We start from the raw sequence: 23121 nt of genomic DNA on the forward strand, positions 1-23121 counted from the left end.
AAGAAGTTTAAAAAGTCCGGTAAAAAAAACTTGCTGCGCATGCGGAAACGTCTTCCGATCGCTGTTGTACCCCTGAATTTTTTATTTTGGATACCTTTGGTGCAAAATCATCCACAGTGTGGATGTGGATGGTTTTGCACCCTTTCTGTAAAATTCGGGCTACAAAAGTCGTAAGTGGATGCTTAAGAAGCAGCTTTCTAGCGAAAGCTTTCAGCTAACGCTTCTCCAGACTATTTCCGCCTGCTTCGCATGTATTCACCGTACTTTTAGGGCTGGGAGGAATAAAGAATGGCTGTGTTAGAAGCGCGTGCATTGACGAAAATATATGGCGCCAGGAATGGGAATGTTACGTACAAGGCATTGGAGAATTTTGATCTTCGCATCGAGGCGGGTGAATTTGTCGGGGTGATGGGACCTTCCGGAAGCGGGAAAACGACGCTGCTCAATTTGCTGGCGACCATCGACGCTCCTACCTCCGGCAGCATTGAAATCAACGGAACCGATCCAAGCCGGATGAAGAACGACAAGCTTGCGCTGTTCCGCCGCCGTCAGTTGGGATTTATATTCCAGGATTTCAATCTGCTCGATACGCTTTCAATCAAAGAGAATATCATTCTTCCGCTCGTTCTGGAGAATATCAGCAATCCGGAAATCGACAGAAGGGTTAACGAAATAGCTTCGCTGCTCCATATCAACCACATTCTGGACAAGCGTACCTACGAGGTGTCGGGCGGACAGCAGCAGAGGGCTTCAGCGGCTCGCGCCATGATTCATAAACCCGCTATTCTGCTGGCGGACGAGCCTACGGGAAATCTGGATTCGAAATCGGCCACAGACTTGATGGATGCGGTCAAAGATTTGAACGAGCAGCAAAAAGCGACCCTGATGATGGTGACGCATGATCCGTTTGCAGCGAGCTATTGCAGCAGGATCGTATTTATCAAGGACGGCGCATTCTTCTCGGAAATCAGAAGAGGGTCGAACCGCCAGGTGTTCTTTCAGCAAATACTGGATGCCGTCAGCCTGTTGGGAGGGAATTTTGATGACCTTTCGCCGGCTCGCTCTTAAGAATGTGCAGGGGAACTGGCATCAATATATCGCCTACTTCCTGAGCAGTACGTTTTCCGTCATGATTTTCTTTGTATTTGCGGCGTTTATTTATCATCCCGGCGTGGTGAACGGGCATATCGATGCAGCGAGCAAAATCCGCAGCGGATTGGTCGATTGTGAATATCTCATCATTATTTTTTCCTTCTTCTTTGTCCTGTACTCCAATTCGGCTTTCCTGAAGTCGCGCAAGAAGGAGTTTGGCTTGCTGTCCTTATTCGGCATGACGCACAGGCAGATTCGCCGTCTTGTTTTCTATGAGAATACGGTAATCGCACTGGCTGCGATTATTGCGGGCATCGCATTTGGCACGCTGTTCTCCAAACTATTCTTCATGGCATTGTCGGAGCTGCTGGATGTGACCAATCCGATTCCATTCGCGATTGTAACGAAAGCGATTATCATTACGGCAGCCGGCTTCTTCGTGCTCTTCCAGGTCATTACGCTTTTCACGTTGTCAAGGGTGGGCAGAAGCCAGATTATCGATCTGCTGAAGGCAGCCAGGAAGCCGAAGAAAGTACCTGTTTTCTCCCCATGGCTGATCGCGCTATCGATCGTTTGTCTCCTTGCCGGTTACGGTTTGGCCCTCATTACAACAAGGCTAACCTTTATTCTGCTGACTCTCCCGATTTTATTTCTGGTTGTTGTCGGAACGTATTTCCTGTTTACACAGAGCAGCATAGCGCTTTTTCGCAAGCTTCAAAAGACGCATGCCTTGTATTACAAACGCACGAATATGCTGACGGTATCGCAGATGGTGTTCAAATTGAAGGACAATGCCAGGGTGCTGTTCATGGTTTCAATACTGAGCGCGGTCATCCTTACGGCATCCGGTACTTTTTACATTTATTATCAGAGCGGGCAGCAGCAATTACTGGACTATTTCCCCCAAACCTTTTCTATTGAAGAGGAGGGCCTGAACAAGCATGATCTCATCCAGCCTAACAAGGTCAAAGAAATTTTGAACAATGACGGGGTATCCGTAAACTACCAGTTGGAAATGGTGAACATCCCCATAACGTATCACAACGGGCAGTTGAACGAGGATTCCGAAGCCGTTCTTATAGCACAGCGCGATTACAACAGCCAGGCTGCAAGGATGAAAGGCATTGAACCGATCAACGTTAACGAAGGTCACGCTATGTATATCTATCCCTTTAGCGGTGACTTCAATGAATCCATCCAGGAGGGCGATGTGATTTCAGCCTCTGCCGGTGATCTGCCGCTTTCCCTGAAGCTGGAAGGACAACGAAACAAAACAATCGTGAATCTGATCGGTATGGAGCTGTTTGTCCTTAATGATGCTCAATTTGATCAGGTTGCCGCCAAGCTGCCGGACCATGACAAGTCCGTATACTATGGGTATGAATTAAACGATTGGGAATCTCTCAATGCCACAGTGAAAAAAATCCATGACCAAATTCCGCAGAAGCTGCGCGGGGGCTTTCATGAAAGAGTATCGCAATATCTGGACGGCAAACAGCTGAGCGCTCTGACGCTGTTTATCGGTATTTTTATCAGCTTCCTGTTTTTTATCGCTTCCGGAAGCATGATTTATTTCAAGCTGTTCACGGAGCTGCAGGAGGATCAGGCGCAGTACAAATCGCTAAGGCGGATCGGGATGACCATCAAGGAATTGCGGAAAATTACCTCCTTGCAAATCGGCATCATTTTCTTCGTACCGTTCGCCGTTGGTGTCATTCATGCTTCCTTTGCCTATGTGATATTGGGGAATGTAATGGCAGTCAGCGTCTGGCAGTACGGAATGGTCGTCATCGGGATCGTCTTCCTCATGCAGCTCATTTATTTTCTGCTCACGAGAAGAGCGTATATGAACAAAATTACGAGCATCCAGTAAGCAATCCTGCGAAATGATACGAAAGACCATAAAACGCACAATATGGCATCAACCTGTCAAAAAGCAGGATTCTTAAGGAGTGGAAAATACGTTATACTAGAGTCAATGTAGAGGGAAACGAGGCATTGGCTCAAGATGAATTCAACACATCCACGATCTTCAAGGCAGCGCATTTGGATCGCGGCAGCCGTAATCGGCGGGTTGATCCTGCTGTTTGCGGTTATTTTCATGCTGCTCCTGCATCGGCTGCAATCCGACGGTTCACGCTCGACCGTATCCCATCCGGCCGCAAATTATGAGTATATGACAACAAAAGCGTCCAACGGCATCGAGCTTGATATCCTGAAAAGCCGTCCCTCGAACGTAACCCTGGAACGTATTGACCAGAATGTTACCCTGTCCGACTATTATGGTATTAACGGCGGATTTTTCTTCGAAGGCGATCTGCTGAGTATTGCGATGGTCGATGGATTCCCGGTAGCAGGCGCAGAGGAAGAGTATGGATCAGGTTATGAAAATGTCAAATACCCCCGCGGCACGCTTGCCTGGGATGGGGCGAAGGACGAGCTGAGCGTGCAGATCGTGGCCAAAGCGTCGGAGCTGAAGGTAACCGACCCCAACCGCTTCTGGGCGCAAGGCGGGATCAGCATGAGCATTGGTCACGATGACATCTGGCGGCAGCAGGCCGATCAAGAGAATGCGCCCTTCCCCGATGATAAGCGGCTGAGGTCGGCTATGGTGTATGACAGCAAAGGGATGATCTATCTCGTGGTCAGCGGGATGGAAGGAACATTATCGGATTTCCGGGACGCTATTCTGGAAACCGTCGGCGACGGGCAGCTGGTGGACGGAATTTTCGTCGACGGGGATGGATCCTCCCAGCTGCAGGCCGCCGAAGCGGTGCTGCCCGGCGATAACCGGCCGGTGATGCAGATGGTGCGTTTGATTAATTAGAAATTCCCGCCCTGCGTTTACAACAACTCCCGGCTTCTGGAAGGATACTGGAAGAGATACTCGTTGAGCTATACCGGCATCCATTGTACAATAAGAAGCATAATCATCCTATTCAGGGAGTTGTTGAGATGCCTAGCGAGAACGTCCTTTGGGAAGGGAAGCCATTTAATTTCGGGATTCCGAGCTTTACGAAGTATACGATCACAGACCGCAGAATTATCGTGGAGAGAGGAATGCTCACCAAGAAACGCGAGGAAATTCAGCTGTACCGGATTCGCGATGTTTCCTTGAAGCGGAATTTGTTTGAGCGAATGATGAAATTAGGCGACATTACCATTCTTTCCACGGACACAAGCTCTCCTACGTATACGTTGCGGAATATTAAAGACAGCATCAAGGTGATGGATACTTTGGGCCTCGCTGCCGAGAATGCCCGAATCAAGAACCAGACGCATGAGCTTACGGAAATTCAGGTCTGATCCAGTTTTTAGATGTATTATATTGCAGGGAGATGGAGCTGCCGGCTAAAGGCGAGCTTCTTTTTTTGTATGCTATCATGTGGATTATCTATCATAATCATAGAAATAATAATATTGATGAATCATTATCGCTTCCAGTATGCTTTAGAAGCAGCAACATGATAATGAGGGGGACAACCAAATGACGACAAGGATAGCGGATATAATCATTCCCGACAGCAAGCTGGCTTTGGAGGCGGCTGAGCTTCTGAGAGAACATGGTGATTCTCTGCTGTGGAATCACTCGCATCGCGTCTATCTGTTCGGTGCTCTCCAGGGCGAGCAAGCGCAATGGAAGTACGATGCCGAACTGCTTTACATCAGCGCGCTGTTTCATGATTTGGGTCTCACAAAAACCTACAGCAGCCCGGATAAACGATTTGAAGTGGATGGCGCCAATGCCGCACGCAGCTTTTTGCAGCAGCATGGCGTTCCGGATGATGCCGTTCGTTTGGTATGGGATGCCATCGCCCTGCACACGACAATCGGGGTTGCCCAGTACAAGGAGCCTGAGGTTGCCCTGATTTATTCCGGTGTAGGCTACGATGTCATGGGAGAAAACTATGAGGGTATCTCTGAAGAGGTGCGTGAGCAGGTGGTAGCCGCATTCCCGCGCGGCGATTTCAAGAACAAGATCCTGCATGCATTCCTGGAGGGCTTCAGACATAAGCCGGAAACCACATTCGGCAATATCAAAGCCGATGTATGCGAGCTCCTGCTTCCCGGTTATAAGCGGACAAGCTTCTGCGATTGCGTGCTTCATTCGCCCTGGAAGGAATAGCCCCAGAAAAGAATCAGCAGGACAAAAATCAGACAATCCCCGGTATCGGGGGTTGTTTTCCTGTATAGTGGGGATAGTTATTTTTTTGTACGGCAAACTGGATTGAGGGAGGGAATATATGGAAATCAGACAGCTGGAGTATTTTGCAGCGATATGCCAGGAAAAGCATTTTACGCGGGCCGCGGAGAAATTAAATGTGACCCAGCCTACGCTCAGCCATCAAATCAAAGCGCTGGAGGATGAACTGGGAGTTCCTTTGTTCGACCGGATCGGCAAGAAGATTGCCATTACGGAAGCGGGACAGCTGCTGCTGAAGCACTGCGGACAAGTCTTCAACAGTCTAAGCAGCGCACGCGAAGAGATCAGCGAGCTGCAAAAGATCAAGCGGGGCAGCCTTGCTGTAGGCGCGCTGCCGGGCGAGCTGAGCCAGCTTGTCTCATCGCTGCTGCTGGATTATCATCGGAGCCATCCCCATATTCTGGTCAAGGTTGTCAGCTCGGATGATGTGGCGGAGCGTATTCTTCGAAGCGAGCTTGATTTGGCGATTACGATCCTTCCTGTCGAAGATGAGCGGATCACCGAGATTCCTTTGTACGACGAAGAGTTATGTCTGGTTGTTTCCAGCGGCCATCCGCTGGCTGCACGGGATGAGGCTGATATGGACGAAATCAGGGATTTGCCCTTTATCTTGTTTCCGCAAAATTACCGCTGCCGGGAGCAGATGGATCTGGCTTGCCGCGCCGAGGGGATCCATATAACGCCGGTTATCGAGACGGATTCAGCCATGTCCATTATCAATCTGGTAGAGGAGCAGGCGGGAATCTCGATTCTTTCCAGGACGCTTCTGAATCTGGCCCATAATGATAAAATCAAAATTTTGAAATTGAATGCCCCCGCCTTACACAGAAAAATTGGCGTCATTCATCACCGGGACAGGTATACCGGGTTTGCGGCACGCGAGTTTATAGAGCTTTTGCACCGGGGTGCTGAGGTTTCGAGTCTTCCCGACCGCACCATACCAACATCAACAGAGCTATAAAATGCCTTCCGGCGATTTTACAACTCTGTTTTTGTATGCCAGTACTGTTATTCATAACAGTGTCGGCAGGATTTCTAAGCCCCGGGAATGACCAGGGCCAGGTAGTTGGTGATCAACGCTGCATCTTCACTCTTGCATCTCACAGCAATATAACCATCGGGACGGATCAGCACAAGCTCGTTGCCTTCCGGAGCATAGGCTCGGTAAGCATCTCCCCTGCGGTCGACGAATACATTTGCGGCTTTCATATCCGTTCCGGCAATCCGGTGGACGTGCAGTTCTTCACTTTCGATGCCCGGCAGAGGGGATTCGCTGCTATCCGTGAATGCGAGCAGCGTCCAGTGCGGACCCCGGAGAAGGTCGAAGATGCTTCCTGCAAAATCCTCGCCGTGCAGGCCTGAGGCATCAGGCGCACGTTCTCCGGGCCGGGGACCTTGTTTACTTGCTTCAGCCATTGGCCGAGTGAGGGAACTGGCTGGGTAGGCGACGAGGAGACCGCTCGTGAGATCGTCGCTGATCGTGCCGAGCGATTTTGACAGTTTGCCGCTTTCTGTGACGGTTTTCATCATGGCACCGAGCTTCTTCGTACTATCCTCGAGCACGGTTCGGGCGATGGGCCGGCGCTCTTCGTCATAAGTCTCAAGCAAAGCGGCATCAGCTCCCCGCAGTACAGCAGCAAGCTTCCATCCCAGATTGTAGGCGTCCTGCATCCCTGTGTTCATGCCCTGGCCGCCTGCCGGGGAGTGTACGTGTGCCGCGTCGCCTGCGAGAAAGACATTGCCGCGTTGGTAGTGGTCGACCATACGGACGTTGACCCGGTAGATGGAGAGCCAGGATGCGTGAGTGATCACGACATTCGCCGCGCCGGCACGGCGACTGAGCATGGCCTGGTAAAGTTCGAGCGACGGCTGCTCCGGATTCTCGATATCCGGCGGAATCGTGCTCTGAAGCTGCCAGATGTCTGTGCTCGGCAGCGGTGTAAGCCCAAGCATCCCCTCCGCTGACGCCCAAACATGCATCCGGCTGCGGTCCAGGCCCTCAATGCGGACATCGCCGAGGTACCACCGTTGATTTTCGTAAGTATCTCCGACGAGCTGTGCGCCGATGAACTTGCGGATGCTGCTCTTCCCGCCGTCGGCGCCAACCACGTAACGTGCCCGAATAGTTCGGATTCCATTGGGGGTATCGACGGTGACAGCAGCGCCGCCCGGGTCCTGGCTGAGGCCCGTTGCAGTGGTGTTGAGCTCAACCTGGCCTCCGAACTGAGCGTACCGATCACGCAATGCAGCTTCCACGTCGAATTCGGCGATCCAGATCGGATTCGTATAGGGAGTGGAGAGCTTCCCGTCTGCAGCGACAGCTAGGCCCTGCTTGTCGACAAAATTTCCATCGACATTGTAATAACGGGCAGGGAGGTCCACTAAACCTTTTATGAGGATGCTTTTCGCGATACCCAGATCGTCGGCGACTTCGAGCGCGCGGGGCTGGATGGTCTTTGCGCGGGATGCAGTACTGTAAGACTCGGAACGCTCGATAAGACGATGTGAGATGCCGCGGCGTGCAAGATCACAAGCCAGGGTGAGTCCCGTAGGGCCGGCTCCGACGATCAGCACCTCCACCTGCAGGTCTCCTGGAACGGTTGAAGTTGATGAAATTGGATTCATAGATATTCCTCCTGTAAGATTGATTTGGGATCGCACAGGTAGTATACTATACCGTGTAGTGTAGAAAGTAAACTAAAAAATTATTCATACGCCCATAACTTCTCGTGAAACAGATCAATCTAACAATGGAGGAACCGCGATGACAAACAACATGGAAACGAAGATACTGCGCGAGGGCTCTGCCCGGAAACGTGCGGACATACTTGCAGCGGCACGAAATCTCTTTCTTACGGAGGGGTTCGACCGCTCAAGCGTTGATGCAGTGTCGGCGCAAGCAAAAGTGTCCAAAAGGACGGTCTATGACTATTTCGGCGATAAGCGCACCTTGCTGCTCGCCGTCATCGACGAGGTGGGCCAGTCTCTCATTAACTCGATACAGCATGCGATCGACCACAGTCTCACCGATGTTAAGGACCTTGAACAGGCGCTCATTGCGTTTTGTGAACAAATTGTCGCTTCCACATTCGGGTCCTCGGACTACGCAGCGCTCATTCGGCTGGTAACGATGGAGGCTGCACATTTGCCGGAGTCGACCTACGACTGGTTGGACAGCGCTCCGGAGATAGCCATCGCGGAGCGCCTTGCAGAATTCGGACGCAGGGGACAGCTGGAAATTCCTGACCCTCTGCTTGCAGCCAGACATTTTGCCGCTCTGACTTTTCTCCTGGTGTTCAACAATATGGGGCCATCCCGCAAGACGGAAGCTACGGCGGTCAAACGGACGATCGATGAAGGGGTACGTGCGTTTCTCCGCGCATATGCGCCCCGAATCACGTAATCCAACGGTTGCATTTTAATGCGATTCGGGGCTGAACGGGGCGGGTAAACCAACCAACATACGTGACACCGGACATGATTCGGCCGATTTTCCGGTGACGTTTATCTGTATGGTGAAGGTCTGGACGATGGGGACAAGAGTTAGGGAAACGGGCGTCTTCGCCCTTGTTCCCTTGATTCCAAATTGGGAAAGAAATCAAGACCAGTGATTTGCGGGATGATCGCAAGATTGACTTTTCCTCATATGAAAACAATTGGATTGACGGCAGATGGAATCCGCAGTATATTTAAATTGTTTCAAATGAAACAAAAAAGCAGTTTTGAAAGGAACTGCGGAGCGAAGGAAAGATAGTGAAATGAATGATAATCTGAAGACCAAACAATATATTCATGGTCTCTTCATCCATTTTCTTCATCTGAAGGAGCAGTACGAGGAGAGAGAAAGCGGAGCTTTTTTAGGAGAAGTCCAAAAGGTTATTTCGTTCGAAGCCCCATTGAATATGACGGAAATTCATGTGATTGCTTGTATCGGCGAGCATGAACCGATCAATCTGACGGCTATTGCCGACAGGATGGATATAAGCAAAGGCAACATTTCCAAAATCTGCGCCAAGCTGGTGAAGCAGGATTGGGCGCGGAAAACTCAATTGAGTGATAATAAAAAGGAAATTTTCTTTCGCCTGACTTCAAGGGGCAAGAAGCTGTTTGACCTGCATGAAGAGCTTCATGTGAAAGCGCAGGAACAATTTATGAGTTTTTTAGGCCTTTACAATGAGACTGAGCTGGAATTTGCCAAGAGATTTTTGGGAGACATTATTCAATTTTATGATGCCGACAAATGGTAAACAACCGGATTAGACAGGTGTAGTCTTGTCTGTCAATCCGGCAAGCCAGGCTTAATGCGATTGTTTCGAATGAAACAATATTTATGATGCCATGCTGCCAAATAGACCATGATGAACGGATGGAGCAGTGGAGATAGACTGGGGGTTCGCGCCTTTCCCCAAGCACAGTCTGTTTTGTTCAACATGCGTACAATGACCACAATCAGGAGGTTTTTATTATGAAAAGAATCAACCCGGGGACGCTGACGAACAGCGTGACCCATCTCATCTCTCACATTACGGTGGCGTCTTCGTCCAGACTGGCTTTCGTCTCCGGACAGGTGGCGTTGAATGAGAAGGGGGAATTGATCGGCAAGGGCAATTATGAATTACAGGTGCTCCAGGTCTTTACTAATCTGAGCTATGCACTTGAAGCGCTGAATGCCGGTCCTGAACATATTGTTCAGATGAAAATTCATGTCGTTGACCATCAGCCGGAATTGGTGGAAGTTATTTTCAATGCGGGATTCCAACTATTCGGTACAGCCTGGCCATTGACGGCAAGCACCTATCTGGGTGTTCAATCGCTTGCGCTGCCTGATTGGCTCATTGAAGTAGATATGATTGTAGAATTACCCTGATTTTATAAAAAAATAGGAGGGATCTATATGGATTTTGAAGTCATTATTGCAGGCGGAGGACCTGTTGGCATGCTGCTGGCAGCTGAGCTGGCATTGGCGGATGTAAAGGTTTGTGTTCTTGAACGCTTGAGGGAAAACCTGCCTTATTCACGTGCGCTTACGGTGCACCCACGCACGCTGGAAATTTTAGATATGCGGGGGCTGAAAACAAAGCTGCTGCAAAAAGGAACGCCTATATCAAGGGGACATTTTGCCGGCCTGGACACTCCGTTGGATTTCTCGGTACTGGACTCTTCCTCCAATTACACGTTATTTTTGCCGGAAATTGAAACAGAAAAACAACTGGAGGAGCATGCCAGAAGCCTTGGTGTGGAAATACGGCGGGAGGAAGAGGTTGTGTCGGTTCGTCAGGATGAATATGGGACTCGGGTTGTTTCCAACGGTCCGAGCGGCGTATCGGAGCTGACCGCGGCTTATATTGTGGGTGCAGACGGTGCAGGAAGCTTGGTCAGAAAGCAGGCAGGCATACCGCTGTCGGGTACCGATTCGGCATTCACCGCCATGCTGGGCGATGTTGTGTTGCCGGAGCCGCCTAGAGAGCCGTTGACCCGTTTCACCGCTCAGGGTATGGTTCTGATCGCACCTGTAACGGCACAATTGCATCGGGTGGTGCTGGTAGACCCGCAGAGGATGCATGTGCCTAAGGAAGAACCGGTTACGTTGGAGGAGCTTCGTTCGTGCCTGGTGCGTATTCTCGGCAGCGATCTCGGGATTACCGATCCCTTCTGGATGTCCCGTTTCGGGAGTTCGGCGCTGCAGGCTGAGGTTTACCGGAAAGGTCGGATTTTCCTGGCAGGGGATGCGGCGCATATCCATTTTCCGGCAGGTGGACAGGGGATGAATGTAGGTTTGCAGGAAGCGATGAACCTGGGATGGAAGCTGGCTGGGGAGTTGAAGGGCTGGGCCCCGAATTGGCTGCTGGACAGCTACCATGGGGAACGTTTCCCGGTGAATACGGCTTTGCTTAGAAATACCGAGGTTCAAGCCCTTATGCTGTTTGAATTCTCGCCGAGGATCATAGAGCTGCGAGACATGTTGTCCAAACTCCTTCAAGTTCCCGAAGCCAATTATTTATTTTCCTCCCAAATTTCTGCATTTGATGTCCGGTACGAGCCGGATGGCGGGATGCCGCTTCACCCGCTGAACGGCAGGCGTTTCACAGAATTGAAGCTGCAGCTGGATGACGGTGCAATCCGGAATGCTTATGAGCTGCTTCGCTCCGGCAGCTTTCTCTTCCTTCAACTGACCTCAGATGACCGCATGGATGACGTCGTTGGATTGTGGAATTACAAGCATGTTCAGGTGGTTCGTGCAGCGCTTGTCGGGATGGCTTCAGATTGGGACGACGTTCATACGGCGTTGATTCGTCCTGACGGATATATCGCATGGGCGGTTTCCCGCTCCGAGCCGGATCCTGCCGCAGAGATAAGGAAAGGAATGATCCGGTGGTGCGGAGGCCGTGATGACTCCTGAACGATTGGCAAGAAGCACAATGAAACAGACAGGAGGAAGAGCAGATGAGTCTGTCGCAACTGGTCAGAGAACGAAGAAGCATCCGGAAGTTTAACAAATTGCCTGTATCACAGGAATTGATCGTGGAATTATTGGAAAAAGCAACGGAGCTGTATGAACCGGGGGAAGCTTCAAGCTGGCGCTTCATTTATGCGGGAACACCGGAATCGCGGCAGAGGCTGGCGGATTATATGATATCCAAAATGAAAGAAAACAAGCTGGTCAAGCTAGTTCCCAATAAAATGATGGACAGTATTGCGAAGCGGTTGGCCGAGGTGCCCGCCAGTCTAATCGTGGTTGCAGAAACCGATCCGGATCGCCGTAAAAACGATGAGATTTATGCCGGGGCCAGCAGTATCATGCAAATTTTTCAATTGCTCGGCTGGGAAAGGGGATTGGGCATGCTCTGGGATACGGAACGTTTGATCCAAAATGAGCTTTTCTTCAGCCGGATTGGAATCCATGAAGGCGAACGTCTCGTTGGCATTCTTCATATGGGGTATTTCGACAAAGCGCCGAAGGGACGGGGACGAACAGCTGCGGAGAAGAAATGGACTGTATCCGGTGGGGACGGAATTGTCCAATAACGGCAATCCAGAAGACAAATGAATCGAATAAATGTTGATGGGAGGCGGGCAAGATGCAATTAGCTGATATCCGGACGGGAATGAGGGATGCATCGCATTTTCAAAATCGTCCAGTGCCGCAGCAGCTTGTGCTGGAAATGCTTGATGACGCCGTTTGGGCGCCGAATCACGGACTCAGGGAGCCATGGAGATTTGTTTATGTGGATAACGGGAGCGGAGATGCCATGCAGAATTTGCAAGAACCGGCTCCGGCCTATCTCATTGTTGTGATGAAGGAGGATCCGAACCCTCACAAGCGGGATGAGGACTTTGCGGCCGTCTTTTGTCTGATTCAGAATTTCCGGCTGCTTGCCCGGGAGAAGAAGCTGGGCGTGAGACGGACGATGCATGAATGGATCTATGACCAGAAACGGTCCCGTCTATTTGGCGTCCGGGAGAAGGAGTGCATTGCGGCTGTCCTCGATCTGGGATATTTCGATCAAATGCAGGAAGCATCATTCACCCCTTTGATTGAGCTCAAATTCGAATTGCTTTAGTGTTTGCCGACCGGCACAGCAGAGATTGAACGATGAACGGGAAGGGTCACTCCATGGAGAGACCCTTCCCGTCTTGGCATGCATTTGCGTGGATAATCCAGCTTCGACACAGATTGAGAACCGCTATATAAAAGATAATTACCGCTGCGTGCCGCAGCTCTATTTTGCCATTCTGGTCGTAATGAACATATGAAAACGGTCATAGCCGCGGTCCGTCAATACGAATCTCATAAAAATAAAAAATCTCGCGAAGGAACCTGTCAAATAACGTGTTTTGGGCTTTTTCGCCAGGAGCGATTTCTCGATGGTCCGGGCCACGACATCCGGGTCGGAGGTGCTGCCGCCTGAAGAAGCCATCAGCTTGGCGTTCATGACCGCAAGCTTCCGGTACGCGGTATGTCCGGATACCTTCAGCAGTGAGTCGCTCGCGATCCCGCTCCATTCCGATTTGACGCCTCCGGGCTCAATAATAATGACATCGATTCCCATATCCTTAAGCTCGAGACGAAGGCAATCGCTCATCCCTTCAACCGCATATTTGGTAGCATGGTACCAGCTGCCCAGCGGTTCATGCGTTCTGCCGCCGATAGAGGAAATATTCACAATTTTCCCCGATTGATTATTCCGCATATAGGGCAGCGCCAGCTGCGTCAATCTGGCCAAGCCGAATACATTCACCTCAAACTGGTATTTTCCCTCCGAGAGGGGCACATCCTCCAAAGCGCCATATGAGCCGTATCCGGCATTATTGATCAAAACATCGATGCGGCCCTCCTGCGCAATAATATGCGCTACCGCATCCTGCATGGACCCGTCATCCGATACGTCAAGCGCCAGCAGATGAATTCCCGCCTGCTCCAGATGACGCATCTTCTCAACCCTTCTTGCACCCGCATAGACCGTGAACCCTTTTTTATGAAGCCGGATAGCGGCCGCTTCGCCGATTCCTGAAGAAGCCCCTGTAATCAGCACAACTTGTTTTTGCATGAGGATCACTCCATTCATTTTGGAATTTAAATTCCATAAAAAATGTATAACTTCTAAGCATGAATGTCAAGAATTTTTGTAAATAAGTGATAAATTCGATTGGTTTATCTCTTTTTGACTTTCGGAATCAGCATGGGTATAATAGATTTAGAACTAAACCGGAATTTAAATTCCAATACAGCAATTGATATATCTCGGGTCATTACAGGATATCGTTGGAATCTTTTTTCCAAAGCCATTTGCCTGGAAGGGGAAGTTGATGAGCAAGCTGGAAGATATTATGGAGGCTACGCTTGATTTGATTGTCGAGGAAGGGCTGGACTCTGTAACGTTCGCCAAAATATTCAAGAGGGCTTCGGTCGGCGCCGGGACAGTATATAACTATTTTGAGAATAAAGAGCAATTAATCAACGAGCTGTATAAGAAATCAAGATTGAATATGAGCAGCAGACTGCTGATTGATTACGATCCCGACTCAGGCTTGTATGCGAGATTCAAATGTCTGGTGCAGAATTACCTGAAGTATGCGCGGGATTTTTCACGTGAATTCATTTTCGTCGACAGCTATTCTTTCTCTTCATCGATACCTCCTGAAGTGCGAAATCTGAATGAGGACGGGGGAATCAGGGAGCTGCTATCCGTCATCCATGAAGGGCAAAGGCTTGGCATTCTCCAGGATATGGAGCCGTATATGTCGATTCAGATTGTGCATGGCATTATTTCTTCCATCGTCCGCGGGTTCCATATTCAGAAGTATCCGCTCAACGAGCTTCAGCTTCAGCAAACCGTTGATGCCTGCTGGAAGGCGATAAAATTCTGAAGCTGGACAGCCTTATCTTCAGCATGTGAGGCAGCTTATTTGCGTTTCCTTCTCCTCTTATCGAAAAATTCAAACAATAGCCATGAAAAGGGCACAGTTTAGCCCTAATTGGCCGCATACACAGGGATGATTCTAAAGTAATGTAGGAGTAGAAGGAAGTATTGGCGCGTTAGCAGCAAAAAATGCTTTAGGAGGTCTTTCGTATGATTATTGAAAATGCGGGCATTAAAGGAATTGTCAATGATCTTGCTTATCTGGACGAAGTAACGACGAAGCTTGGTTTCGTTCGTTGGCAGTGGGAATATACACGGGCTACGTATGATTTGAAAATAGAAGAAAAATCCGATGGCGAGGATTATTTTCTCCGCTTCAATGCCAGAGCCATTGAGGGCAAGCTGGAATCTCCTTATGCGGTGCTGCAGCTGGGAGACGCCTATATTGGCAGAGCCACTTTCCCGCATGGCCTGGATTATGAATCGCCGATTCCGGAGCCCGTCCTGAGGGTGTCCCGGCGCAAATTGTCGGAGCTGCAAAGTCTGCTGAGCCACTCTGAAGGCGTGAAGGAAATTATGACCAGAGACTGCGTCACGGTGCCGGTCCATGCCAGTCTGCATGATGCCGCCCTGCTTATGAAAGAACGCAATATTGGCTTTCTTCCGGTCATTGGCGAGGGCAAGGAACTGGCAGGCGTCATTACGGACCGCGATCTGGTTATCCGCGGCTATGCGGATCATCAGGACGAGTCGGTGACGGTCGGCGAGATCGTCAGCAAGGACATCACAACAATATTGCCAAGCGCGACGATAGAGGAAGCGGCCAGGATTATGGCAAAAGAGCAGGTCCGCCGACTTCCCGTAGTGGACAATGGACGGCTGCTCGGCATCGTAGCGCTGGGGGATATTGCCTCGCGTAAAATCCTGGCCCACGAGGCCGGAGAAGCACTGGGTCAAATCTCGCTGCCGGAGCAGGCCTGATTCATCATTCATGTAGAAATCGTGAAGCCCCCGGGATCAACTTGATCTCGGGGGCTTTTTATAGGTATGATTACGTTGAACCATAAGCAGGATGGAGGAATATAAAACAATGGAAATTATATTTCATGGACACTCTTGTGTACAGCTTGTAACGGAAGGCAAGTCGCTGCTGATTGATCCTTTCCTGAGCGGCAACCCGCTCACAGCTATCAAGCCGGAGGAGATCAAGACCGACGCGATTCTGCTCACGCATGCGCATGGGGATCATATTCTGGATGCGGAGCCGATTGCCCGCAATAACGACGCTCCGGTCGTTGCCATTGTAGAGCTTGCGACCTACATGTCCTGGAAGGGCGTCAAAACCGTTGGCATGAACATGGGCGGAACGTTCGATCTGGGCTTCGCGCAGGCCAAAATGATACATGCCTTCCACAGCTCGGGTATCGTGCTGGAGGACGAGCAGCGGATCATGTACGCAGGGATGCCGGCGGGTTATATCATCCGTGCCGAAGGACTGACGATTCTTCATGCTGGCGATACATCATTATTTGGCGATATGAAGATGATCGGCGAGCGTTATAAGATCGATGTCGCTTTTGTTCCAATCGGCGGCCATTTCACAATGGACCCGGAAGATGCTCTGCAGGCAGCAAAGTGGTACGGCGCCAAGCTGACCATACCTGTTCATTACGATACTTTCCCGCCTATCCGCCAGGACGGGAGCGCGTTCGTCAAGGCTCTGGAGGAACAAGGCTTGAGAGGCCAGGTGCTCGCACCGGGCGAGCGGATCGAACTCCACGCACAGAATTAAGCGGCCCCGAGAGGCGCTGCCGGTTTACAAGAGAGAAAGCCCTCAGGATCTTTGGATCCTGAGGGCTTTTTCCTTCCAGCTTTTGAAGAAGCTGTATTTGGAAACCGTAAACGATAAACGAAAGAAAAAGATGTGATTTCCTATTTACAAACCGATGATCGGTATATATAATAACGGTATAATAGGTTTCGATTAAGGATGGTGAATGGAAGCATGGCGCCGCTTATTGGTCTTATGGGTTCTTTTCTTGTTTTTCGGATAATCGGGTGGTTAGGATGGGAATATGTGAATGATTGGGGGATTGCCCTCCAGTTTGGGGTGGCAGTGATGTTTCTGCTGACTGCCCCGGGGCACTGGGGGAAGCTTCGCAGGGAGCTGATTGCCATGGTTCCTCCAAGGCTGCCCCGCCCTGCATTCGTGGTTACGCTGACCGGATGGATGGAAATTGCCGGAGCCATAGGGATGGTCATACCCGCGACGGCAGCCATTGCTGCGGCCGCTCTTGCGCTCATGCTGCTGGCTATGTTTCCGGCTAACGTATACGCAGCCAATCACAAGCTCACGCTTGGCGGGAAGCCGGTATTTTCGCTGGTGCCGCGTACGGTACTGCAAATTATTTTCCTGGCTGCCGTCATACTGGCCGGATGGCTTCCGCTGCAGGCTGTGACAACCTGACAATAGAAAGGACGGATTCAAGGATGAAACAGGAAGACCGGCGTGAACAGACCAAGCGGCTGCTGCTGGATACAACGGAGGAGCTGATTCTGGAACAAGGCTGCAGCAAAACGACCCTAAACGATATTATGCAGCGCTCCGGGCTTTCCAAAGGAGCCATATTTCATTATGTATCGGGAAAAGACGAATTGTTTGCCCAAGTACTCGAAACAAAGCTCGAACAGAAGAACGAGAATTTCATGAAAGCTGCAGGTACGAAGGAATTCGATGGACCGATGAATACCATTTCAAGCGGATTTGCGCAACTGGAGAACCGCAATAACGCGGCCAACCTCATTCTGATGTATTTAATCGGCAAAAGCGACCGGCCGGAGGTTGCCCAAATCGTCGGCAAATTTTATACCCAGGCGGTGGCAACCTCCAAAAGCTGGATAGTAACAGGCCAGAACGCCGGAGTTATTCCTGCTGGCCTTGATCCGGATCAAACGGCCGAGCTGTTTGAGCTGATTACTTTTGGACTGCGGATGCGGAGCTTCTTTGGGGCTGCGGATTCCGCTTTTGGCGCGAAAGAATATGCCGGGTTTATATCCGGGATTCTGCAGCCCGGACACAAAAAGGAGGACTGACAAGCCATGAAGCTTCTATTATTCATGCATCTTATCGGCTGCGTGCTGTTTCTGGGCAATATTATAACAGCGGCATTTTGGAAGGTCCGGGCCGATGTGAAGGGTGATGCGGCCATGATTCACCAGACGGCGAAGAATGTGATGCTGGCCGATTACGCTTTTACGCTGCCAGGACTTGTGCTGATCGTAGTATCCGGCATCATGATGGCTGTGAAGTCAGATTACGCAATGTGGGGGATGAGCTGGCTGACAGCCTCGTTGATTTTGTTCGTTATCACGGGCATTCTGTGGGCAGCGGTGCTGCTGCCGCTTCAGAGAGGAATGATCAGGCTCAGCGCGGAAGCGGTCAGCGGCGGCGGTGTTTCGCAAGCATACCGGAGAATGTCCGCGTATTGGGCGGTATTTGGCACATTGGCGACGCTTGCGCCCGTTGTGATTTTGTTTTTTATGATCAGCAAGCCTTTTTAAAAGCAGCCGCTAGCCTTTTGGGTATCATTTGATCAGCCGCGTATAATAATAGAGCCGATCGGATTGACGGTTTCGATTCTCAAGCAGATGTCTTCACTCGATCTGCCCAAATAGGGTATGATAAAGCTCTGGAGCTTTTTACATATCTGGACAGGAGTGTGGCTGGTATGGAATATCGTTATCTTGGGGCAAGCGGAGTGAAGGTCTCCGTTCTGGGGCTGGGCACGAATTCATTTGGTACAAGAGCGGACAGAGAGGCATCCATGGGAATTATTCATCATGCCCTGGAAAATGGAATTAATTTTATCGATACCGCGAATATCTACACCAAATCCGAATCCGAGAAAATAATCGGTGAGGCGCTGGAGGGGCATCGGCACCAGGTCGTACTGGCAACCAAAGCCGGGCTTGTAAAGGGTGACGGCCCCAATGAAAGAGGCTCATCCCGGCATCATTTGATGATGGAGCTGGAAGCAAGCCTGAAGCGGCTGAAAACCGATTATATTGACCTTTACCAAATCCACACATTCGATCCCAATACGCCGCTTGAAGAAACGCTGCGGGCTTTGGACGATATGGTGCGTGCAGGGAAGGTCCGATATATCGGGGCTTCCAATTATGCCGCCTGGGAGCTGATGAAGGCGATTGGCATCTCGGAGAAGTCGGGACTCAACCGTTTTGTATCCAATCAGGTCAGTTATTCCCTGGCGGATCGCATTCCTGAGAATGAGCTTGTCCCGATGTGCCTTGATCAGGGCGTGGGCATCATTCCTTATTTCCCTCTGGCGGGGGGCATTCTGACAGGCAAATATAATTCACCGGAAGCCGCGCCGGAAGGCTCGCGAGCGGATAAGGATCCCAATTTCAAAAGATATCTCGGCGGCGACAAGATCCGTTTGGGGCAGGAGATCGCACGATTGGCGGAGGCCCACGGGTACAGCCCCGGAGTGCTGTCGATCGCCTGGCTGATCCGCAGGCCTGCAGTCTCAACCGTTATTGTCGGGGCAACTAAAGCCGGGCAGGTTACCGAGAATCTGGCAAGTGTTCCGCTTGCCATCGGTGCGGAGCTTGCGGCAGAACTGGACGAGCTCAGCCGTTCATTCCGTTACGGCGAGCCCTTTGCTCTCTTCCGCCTGCCATCCTAGCGCCCTTACATTATTTTGGCATATGTTCTATAATAATTGATGATGCGACATTGTTCATGCAAGGTATTCTTGTGCTTGAATCCGTTGGACAAGCCGTGAGCAGACAAAAATACTGGAGGTTAGGGAAATGAAATTCTTTATTGACAGTGCAAATATCGAGGATATCAAGAAAGCATACAAAATTGGAGTTTTGTCCGGAGTTACGACCAATCCGTCCCTGGTTGCCAAGGAAGGCATCAAATTCGAAGACCGTATTGCTGAAATTTTGCAGCTTGTGCCTGAGGTTGAATCTGTTTCCGCAGAAGTAACGCCAGACGCGATCACTGCTGAAGATATGAAAGCCCAAGCCGATGAGCTGATCAAAATAAATGGCGGAGACAAGAACGTCACCATCAAAGTCCCTATGACCCTCGCAGGCCTGGAAACTTGCCGCTACCTCGCCAAAAAAGGCGTCAAAGTCAATGTAACGCTGATCTTCACCGTGAACCAGGCGCTGCTCGCCGCCCGTGCAGGCGCAGCTTATGTTTCTCCGTTCCTGGGCCGCCTGGACGATATTTCGGAAGACGGCGTCCTGCTGGTCGCAAAAATCGCCGAGCTGTTCCGCGTGCATAATCTGGATGCGCAAATCATCGCCGCTTCCGTCCGCCACCCGGATCACGTGACCCGCGTAGCGATGGCTGGCGCGCATATTGCGACTATCCCATACAGCGTCATCGAGCAGCTGACGAAACATCCTTTGACAGACCAAGGCATCGAGAAATTCGCTGCCGACTGGGTGAAGGCTGTCAAGAACTAAAACTCTCGGTTACAGCTTGGCAATCGTACTGAGCCCGAACCTTCCTGCCAGAAGGTTTGGGCTTTTTTGACCTTTGCCGCTTATGGATATAATGGAAGGAATCGGGCTGTACGGTTCATTTCAGCCGGAAACGGGGATGTATAGTTCAATGATGTAAGGAGGGATTATCCGATGACAGTAAATGAAATGTATCTGGTGACTGCAGCAGAGATGAGGGAAATAGACCGGCATGCCATTGAAGCGATCGGCCTGCCGGCAATGGTCCTAATGGAGAATGCCGGGCGGGCGATTGCGGAGGAAGCGGTGGAATTTGCACGCAAGCAGGGCCAGGAATGCGGCCGGAATGGACAAGACAGCGGGTTCCGCTGGCTGATTCTTGCCGGCAAAGGGAACAACGGCGGGGACGGGCTTGTCTGTGCAAGACATCTGGCTGAGATGGGGTATGAAGTTGGTATTGTTTACGCGGTGCATCCTGATGAGTTGAGGGCTGAAGCGGCGCTGCAGCGGGATATTGTACGGAAGCTCGGTTTGACTGAACTTCCGGAAGCCGTGAATGAAGACGGTTCCTGGGAAATTTCCTGGCGCAGCTGGGACGGCATTATTGATGCCTTGCTGGGAACAGGGACGACAGGCGAGCCCCGCGAACCGTACGCTTCGCTCATTCGGGCGGCAAATTCCAGCGGACTGCCCATTATATCGGCAGATATCCCAAGCGGGCTGGATGCGGATACCGGAGCGGTATCCGATGCTTGCGTGAAGGCGGATCTGACAGTGGCGCTTGCATATAGCAAGCGCGGTCTGCTGCTGCACCCGGGAGCCGAAGCAGCCGGCAGGGTTGTGGTTCGTTCTATCGGCATTACGGAGGGTCTGGCCAAGTTTATTGGCGTAAATACATATGTGCTGGATACCTCCGGGTTGACCCGCAAGTTAAATCTGCAATTTCCCCAAAACAGGCCGCAGGATTCCCATAAAGGCACTTATGGTCATGTGCTGGTTCTGGCCGGCTCCGCTGCAATGAGCGGCGCGGGCGTATTGTGCACGAAAGCTGCATTAAGAGGCGGCAGCGGGCTGGTCAGCTGGGCGCTGCCGGGGCGTCTGGCACCGGAAATGATAGGAGTGCTGCCGGAGGCGATGCTCCTCGGTCTTGACGATGGCGGGAGCGGCCAATGGGGAACAGGGCATATACCGGAACTGCTCGCAGCGGCCAAGGGAAAGCAGGCGGTCGTGATCGGGCCGGGTCTCGGCAGATGGGAGGGCGACGCGAAATGGCTTCAGGAGCTGTGGGAAGGCATCGAAGCGCCGATGGTTATCGATGCCGATGCGCTCAATATGTGGGCCGATTACAGGAAGCTCGCAAACGAAAGGTCACAGGATCTGTCTGTTGAAGCAAATGACAGTGTGCAGGCTCCGGCTGCCTGGCAGCGGCGGGAAGCAGCGACGATTATTACGCCGCATCCCGGCGAAATGGCGCGGCTGTGCGGGTTAAGCACGCCGGAGGTGCAGCGTGACCGGATCGGGATTGCGCGCAGATTTGCCAGGGAGCAGGATGTGATCGTTGTGCTTAAAGGGGCTCGCACAGTGGTGGCGGCTCCTGATGGGGATGTCTATGTCAATACGACGGGGAATCCGGGGATGTCTACCGGGGGTTCGGGGGATGTGCTTGCAGGTATAATCGGCAGCCTGCTCGCCCAAGGTCTGGATGCGATTCAGGCCGCTGCCCTCGGGGTTTACTGGCACGGTATGGCGGGAGATCGGGCTGCTGCATCCAGATGGTCCAATGCTTCGCTCATTGCGGGCGATATTATTGATGCTTTGTAAGCCGGGTTTCCCGTGCAGGATATGAAGCTAGGCAGCAGCGATGTTTGCACTCCCTGTCACAGGGTGCTCAATAACGTAAACCCACTGAATATGCCAAATCTTGTCGCAAAATAAGCATGGCGGGCTGCCTGCGAGCAGTCCGCCATGCTTATTTGCTATTCTTTTGGAGATTGATGCGGCAGCTGCAGCCATATAATTGGAAAGTCATACCGCTTACATTTTCCAAATCGGGGGTCCCTTCATCAAGTAGTTGCAGATTGCCTGAGTGATGGCGAGCAAGCCGAAATTGATCAGCAGGAAGTACCACTCATCCCACCAGACGAGGCTCCGCTGGATTCCCGCTGCCTTCAGAGCCATTTCCACACACATGATGCACAGCAGGGCGAACAGGTATTTCGACACCGCATGTTTCCAGTAGCGGGTTACAACAAACGTTATAAATAGACTGACGGCTATACAATAAACCGTTCCGAAGGCGGTTGTATCACGGGACGGATTCTGGAACCAGCCAGGCTCATAAACCCGGTTCGAGAAGGCCATAATAGGAACAATATTCAATGTATCGGAAATCGCCAACGCAATCAGAAAAAGCAAAAGTCCGAGAACAAATCCGCTCAGAGGGCGGAACATGCTGTGATACAACCATTTGGCAAAAGGGAAATAAACCAGAAGGCCAATAGCCGTATAGCCCAGCCGCCACCAGTTATCGGCATAGATATGAAGCTCCCGGAATAGCCACTCGATCCCGACAAAAATTCCGGTAAACACCAGTATCCAGATCCAGCCCAGCCGAAAAGTCGACAGGAATACGGCAATGGTAGGCAAAGCCAGGGCGTTGGAGGCGATAGCGCCCAAATTGCTGTCGAAATAAGCATTATCTTCAATGAATTTCGGATAATACTGATAGCTTCCCAGAAATGTATAGATAATGGTCTCAATTATATATCCAAAGCCGATCATGGCTATGAACAGCAGCACGCTTCGCACTTCTCTTTTTTTAATAAAGATATAGAGGAGAAGAGCCGCGCTTAGAATCGCCAAACCCAGGTACCAATAAGAATTTGCGCTCATAAACATATCTCCATAATCTTGTTTTACTTACCAGTATCGTACTTCTTCCTGTTTTTATACCTTTATCCATAC

The 23121-nt window shown here is 51.0% G+C and carries 24 protein-coding genes and 1 pseudogene; 22 read left to right on the forward strand and 3 right to left on the reverse strand.

Annotated features, from left to right (window positions below; genetic code table 11):
- Positions 1 to 288 precede the first annotated feature (288 nt).
- The 6 genes from ACFOLF_RS32165 (at position 289) to ACFOLF_RS32190 (ending at position 6257) form a co-directional block, all read left to right on the forward strand.
- Positions 289 to 1068 (forward strand): ABC transporter ATP-binding protein, encoded by a 780-nt coding sequence (locus ACFOLF_RS32165; protein ID WP_210039372.1) that lies wholly within the window; start codon positions 289 to 291, stop codon positions 1066 to 1068.
- Positions 1043 to 2965: an ABC transporter permease gene (locus tag ACFOLF_RS32170; RefSeq protein ID WP_210039371.1), complete on the forward strand. Its 1923-nt coding sequence runs from the start codon at positions 1043 to 1045 to the stop codon at positions 2963 to 2965. Before ACFOLF_RS32165 ends, ACFOLF_RS32170 begins: the two co-directional genes overlap by 26 nt.
- 135 nt (positions 2966 to 3100) lie before the next feature.
- Positions 3101 to 3919 carry a hypothetical protein gene (locus ACFOLF_RS32175; protein ID WP_210039370.1) on the forward strand — a complete coding sequence of 273 codons (819 nt, stop codon included), beginning with the start codon at positions 3101 to 3103 and terminating at the stop codon, positions 3917 to 3919.
- Between the two features lie 128 nt (positions 3920 to 4047).
- On the forward strand, positions 4048 to 4398 hold the full coding sequence (locus ACFOLF_RS32180) for a PH domain-containing protein (RefSeq protein WP_210039369.1): 351 nt from the start codon (positions 4048 to 4050) through the stop codon (positions 4396 to 4398).
- Between the two features lie 181 nt (positions 4399 to 4579).
- Positions 4580 to 5218, forward strand: coding sequence for an HD domain-containing protein (locus ACFOLF_RS32185; protein WP_210039368.1), 639 nt, complete (start codon positions 4580 to 4582; stop codon positions 5216 to 5218).
- Positions 5219 to 5336: 118 nt separating this feature from the next.
- Complete coding sequence (locus ACFOLF_RS32190; RefSeq protein WP_210039367.1) at positions 5337 to 6257, forward strand: LysR family transcriptional regulator; 921 nt, start codon at positions 5337 to 5339, stop codon at positions 6255 to 6257.
- Between the two features lie 74 nt (positions 6258 to 6331).
- Here ACFOLF_RS32190 and ACFOLF_RS32195 read toward each other — a convergent pair whose 3' ends face one another.
- The gene (locus tag ACFOLF_RS32195; RefSeq protein ID WP_210039366.1) at positions 6332 to 7921 is read right to left on the reverse strand and encodes an FAD-dependent monooxygenase; all 1590 of its coding nucleotides are present in this window, start codon (positions 7919 to 7921) and stop codon (positions 6332 to 6334) included.
- Positions 7922 to 8060: 139 nt separating this feature from the next.
- On the opposite strand from ACFOLF_RS32195, the gene ACFOLF_RS32200 reads away from it, so the two are divergent.
- The 6 genes from ACFOLF_RS32200 (at position 8061) to ACFOLF_RS32225 (ending at position 12858) form a co-directional block, all read left to right on the forward strand.
- Positions 8061 to 8699: a TetR/AcrR family transcriptional regulator gene (locus tag ACFOLF_RS32200; protein WP_210039365.1), complete on the forward strand. Its 639-nt coding sequence runs from the start codon at positions 8061 to 8063 to the stop codon at positions 8697 to 8699.
- 355 nt (positions 8700 to 9054) lie between these two features.
- Positions 9055 to 9543, forward strand: coding sequence for a MarR family transcriptional regulator (locus tag ACFOLF_RS32205; protein ID WP_210039364.1), 489 nt, complete (start codon positions 9055 to 9057; stop codon positions 9541 to 9543).
- Positions 9544 to 9761: 218 nt separating this feature from the next.
- Positions 9762 to 10163, forward strand: coding sequence for a RidA family protein (locus ACFOLF_RS32210; RefSeq protein ID WP_210039363.1), 402 nt, complete (start codon positions 9762 to 9764; stop codon positions 10161 to 10163).
- A 27-nt stretch (positions 10164 to 10190) separates the two neighbouring features.
- The gene (locus tag ACFOLF_RS32215; RefSeq protein ID WP_210039362.1) at positions 10191 to 11696 is read left to right on the forward strand and encodes a monooxygenase; all 1506 of its coding nucleotides are present in this window, start codon (positions 10191 to 10193) and stop codon (positions 11694 to 11696) included.
- A 44-nt stretch (positions 11697 to 11740) separates the two neighbouring features.
- The gene (locus tag ACFOLF_RS32220; protein ID WP_210039361.1) at positions 11741 to 12322 is read left to right on the forward strand and encodes a nitroreductase family protein; all 582 of its coding nucleotides are present in this window, start codon (positions 11741 to 11743) and stop codon (positions 12320 to 12322) included.
- Between the two features lie 53 nt (positions 12323 to 12375).
- Positions 12376 to 12858, forward strand: a complete 483-nt coding sequence (locus ACFOLF_RS32225) for a nitroreductase family protein (protein WP_210039360.1) — start codon at positions 12376 to 12378, stop codon at positions 12856 to 12858.
- A gap of 159 nt (positions 12859 to 13017) precedes the next feature.
- Here ACFOLF_RS32225 and ACFOLF_RS32230 read toward each other — a convergent pair whose 3' ends face one another.
- Positions 13018 to 13845: an oxidoreductase gene (locus ACFOLF_RS32230; protein ID WP_210039359.1), complete on the reverse strand. Its 828-nt coding sequence runs from the start codon at positions 13843 to 13845 to the stop codon at positions 13018 to 13020.
- Positions 13846 to 14104: 259 nt separating this feature from the next.
- Between ACFOLF_RS32230 and ACFOLF_RS32235 the strand changes: the two genes are divergently transcribed.
- The 10 genes and pseudogenes from ACFOLF_RS32235 to ACFOLF_RS32280 all read left to right on the forward strand — a co-directional run bounded on the left by ACFOLF_RS32235 (position 14105) and on the right by ACFOLF_RS32280 (position 21978).
- Positions 14105 to 14665, forward strand: coding sequence for a TetR/AcrR family transcriptional regulator (locus ACFOLF_RS32235; RefSeq protein ID WP_210039358.1), 561 nt, complete (start codon positions 14105 to 14107; stop codon positions 14663 to 14665).
- Positions 14666 to 14868: 203 nt separating this feature from the next.
- Positions 14869 to 15210: pseudogene (locus ACFOLF_RS32240) on the forward strand (YugN family protein); the annotation flags it as partial.
- Between the two features lie 24 nt (positions 15211 to 15234).
- Positions 15235 to 15639, forward strand: coding sequence for a CBS domain-containing protein (locus ACFOLF_RS32245; RefSeq protein WP_210039638.1), 405 nt, complete (start codon positions 15235 to 15237; stop codon positions 15637 to 15639).
- 109 nt (positions 15640 to 15748) lie between these two features.
- Entirely contained in the window at positions 15749 to 16450 is a 702-nt protein-coding gene (locus ACFOLF_RS32250; RefSeq protein ID WP_210039357.1) for a metal-dependent hydrolase, read from the forward strand.
- Positions 16451 to 16735: 285 nt separating this feature from the next.
- Positions 16736 to 17125: a DoxX family protein gene (locus tag ACFOLF_RS32255; protein ID WP_379113117.1), complete on the forward strand. Its 390-nt coding sequence runs from the start codon at positions 16736 to 16738 to the stop codon at positions 17123 to 17125.
- 23 nt (positions 17126 to 17148) lie between these two features.
- The gene (locus ACFOLF_RS32260) at positions 17149 to 17751 is read left to right on the forward strand and encodes a TetR/AcrR family transcriptional regulator (RefSeq protein WP_210039355.1); all 603 of its coding nucleotides are present in this window, start codon (positions 17149 to 17151) and stop codon (positions 17749 to 17751) included.
- A 6-nt stretch (positions 17752 to 17757) separates the two neighbouring features.
- The gene (locus tag ACFOLF_RS32265; RefSeq protein ID WP_210039354.1) at positions 17758 to 18219 is read left to right on the forward strand and encodes a DUF2269 family protein; all 462 of its coding nucleotides are present in this window, start codon (positions 17758 to 17760) and stop codon (positions 18217 to 18219) included.
- A gap of 167 nt (positions 18220 to 18386) precedes the next feature.
- Positions 18387 to 19364, forward strand: coding sequence for an aldo/keto reductase (locus tag ACFOLF_RS32270; RefSeq protein ID WP_210039353.1), 978 nt, complete (start codon positions 18387 to 18389; stop codon positions 19362 to 19364).
- A gap of 127 nt (positions 19365 to 19491) precedes the next feature.
- Positions 19492 to 20160 carry a fructose-6-phosphate aldolase gene (fsa, locus tag ACFOLF_RS32275; RefSeq protein ID WP_210039352.1) on the forward strand — a complete coding sequence of 223 codons (669 nt, stop codon included), beginning with the start codon at positions 19492 to 19494 and terminating at the stop codon, positions 20158 to 20160.
- Positions 20161 to 20346: 186 nt separating this feature from the next.
- Positions 20347 to 21978 (forward strand): NAD(P)H-hydrate dehydratase, encoded by a 1632-nt coding sequence (locus ACFOLF_RS32280; RefSeq protein ID WP_210039637.1) that lies wholly within the window; start codon positions 20347 to 20349, stop codon positions 21976 to 21978.
- A gap of 213 nt (positions 21979 to 22191) precedes the next feature.
- Here the strand turns inward: ACFOLF_RS32280 and ACFOLF_RS32285 are convergent, their stop codons facing one another.
- Positions 22192 to 23049: a hypothetical protein gene (locus ACFOLF_RS32285; RefSeq protein ID WP_210039351.1), complete on the reverse strand. Its 858-nt coding sequence runs from the start codon at positions 23047 to 23049 to the stop codon at positions 22192 to 22194.
- Positions 23050 to 23121 lie beyond the last annotated feature (72 nt).

This window comes from Paenibacillus sepulcri (assembly GCF_042647105.1).
In the GTDB taxonomy this organism is placed as follows: domain Bacteria; phylum Bacillota; class Bacilli; order Paenibacillales; family Paenibacillaceae; genus Paenibacillus_Z; species Paenibacillus_Z sepulcri.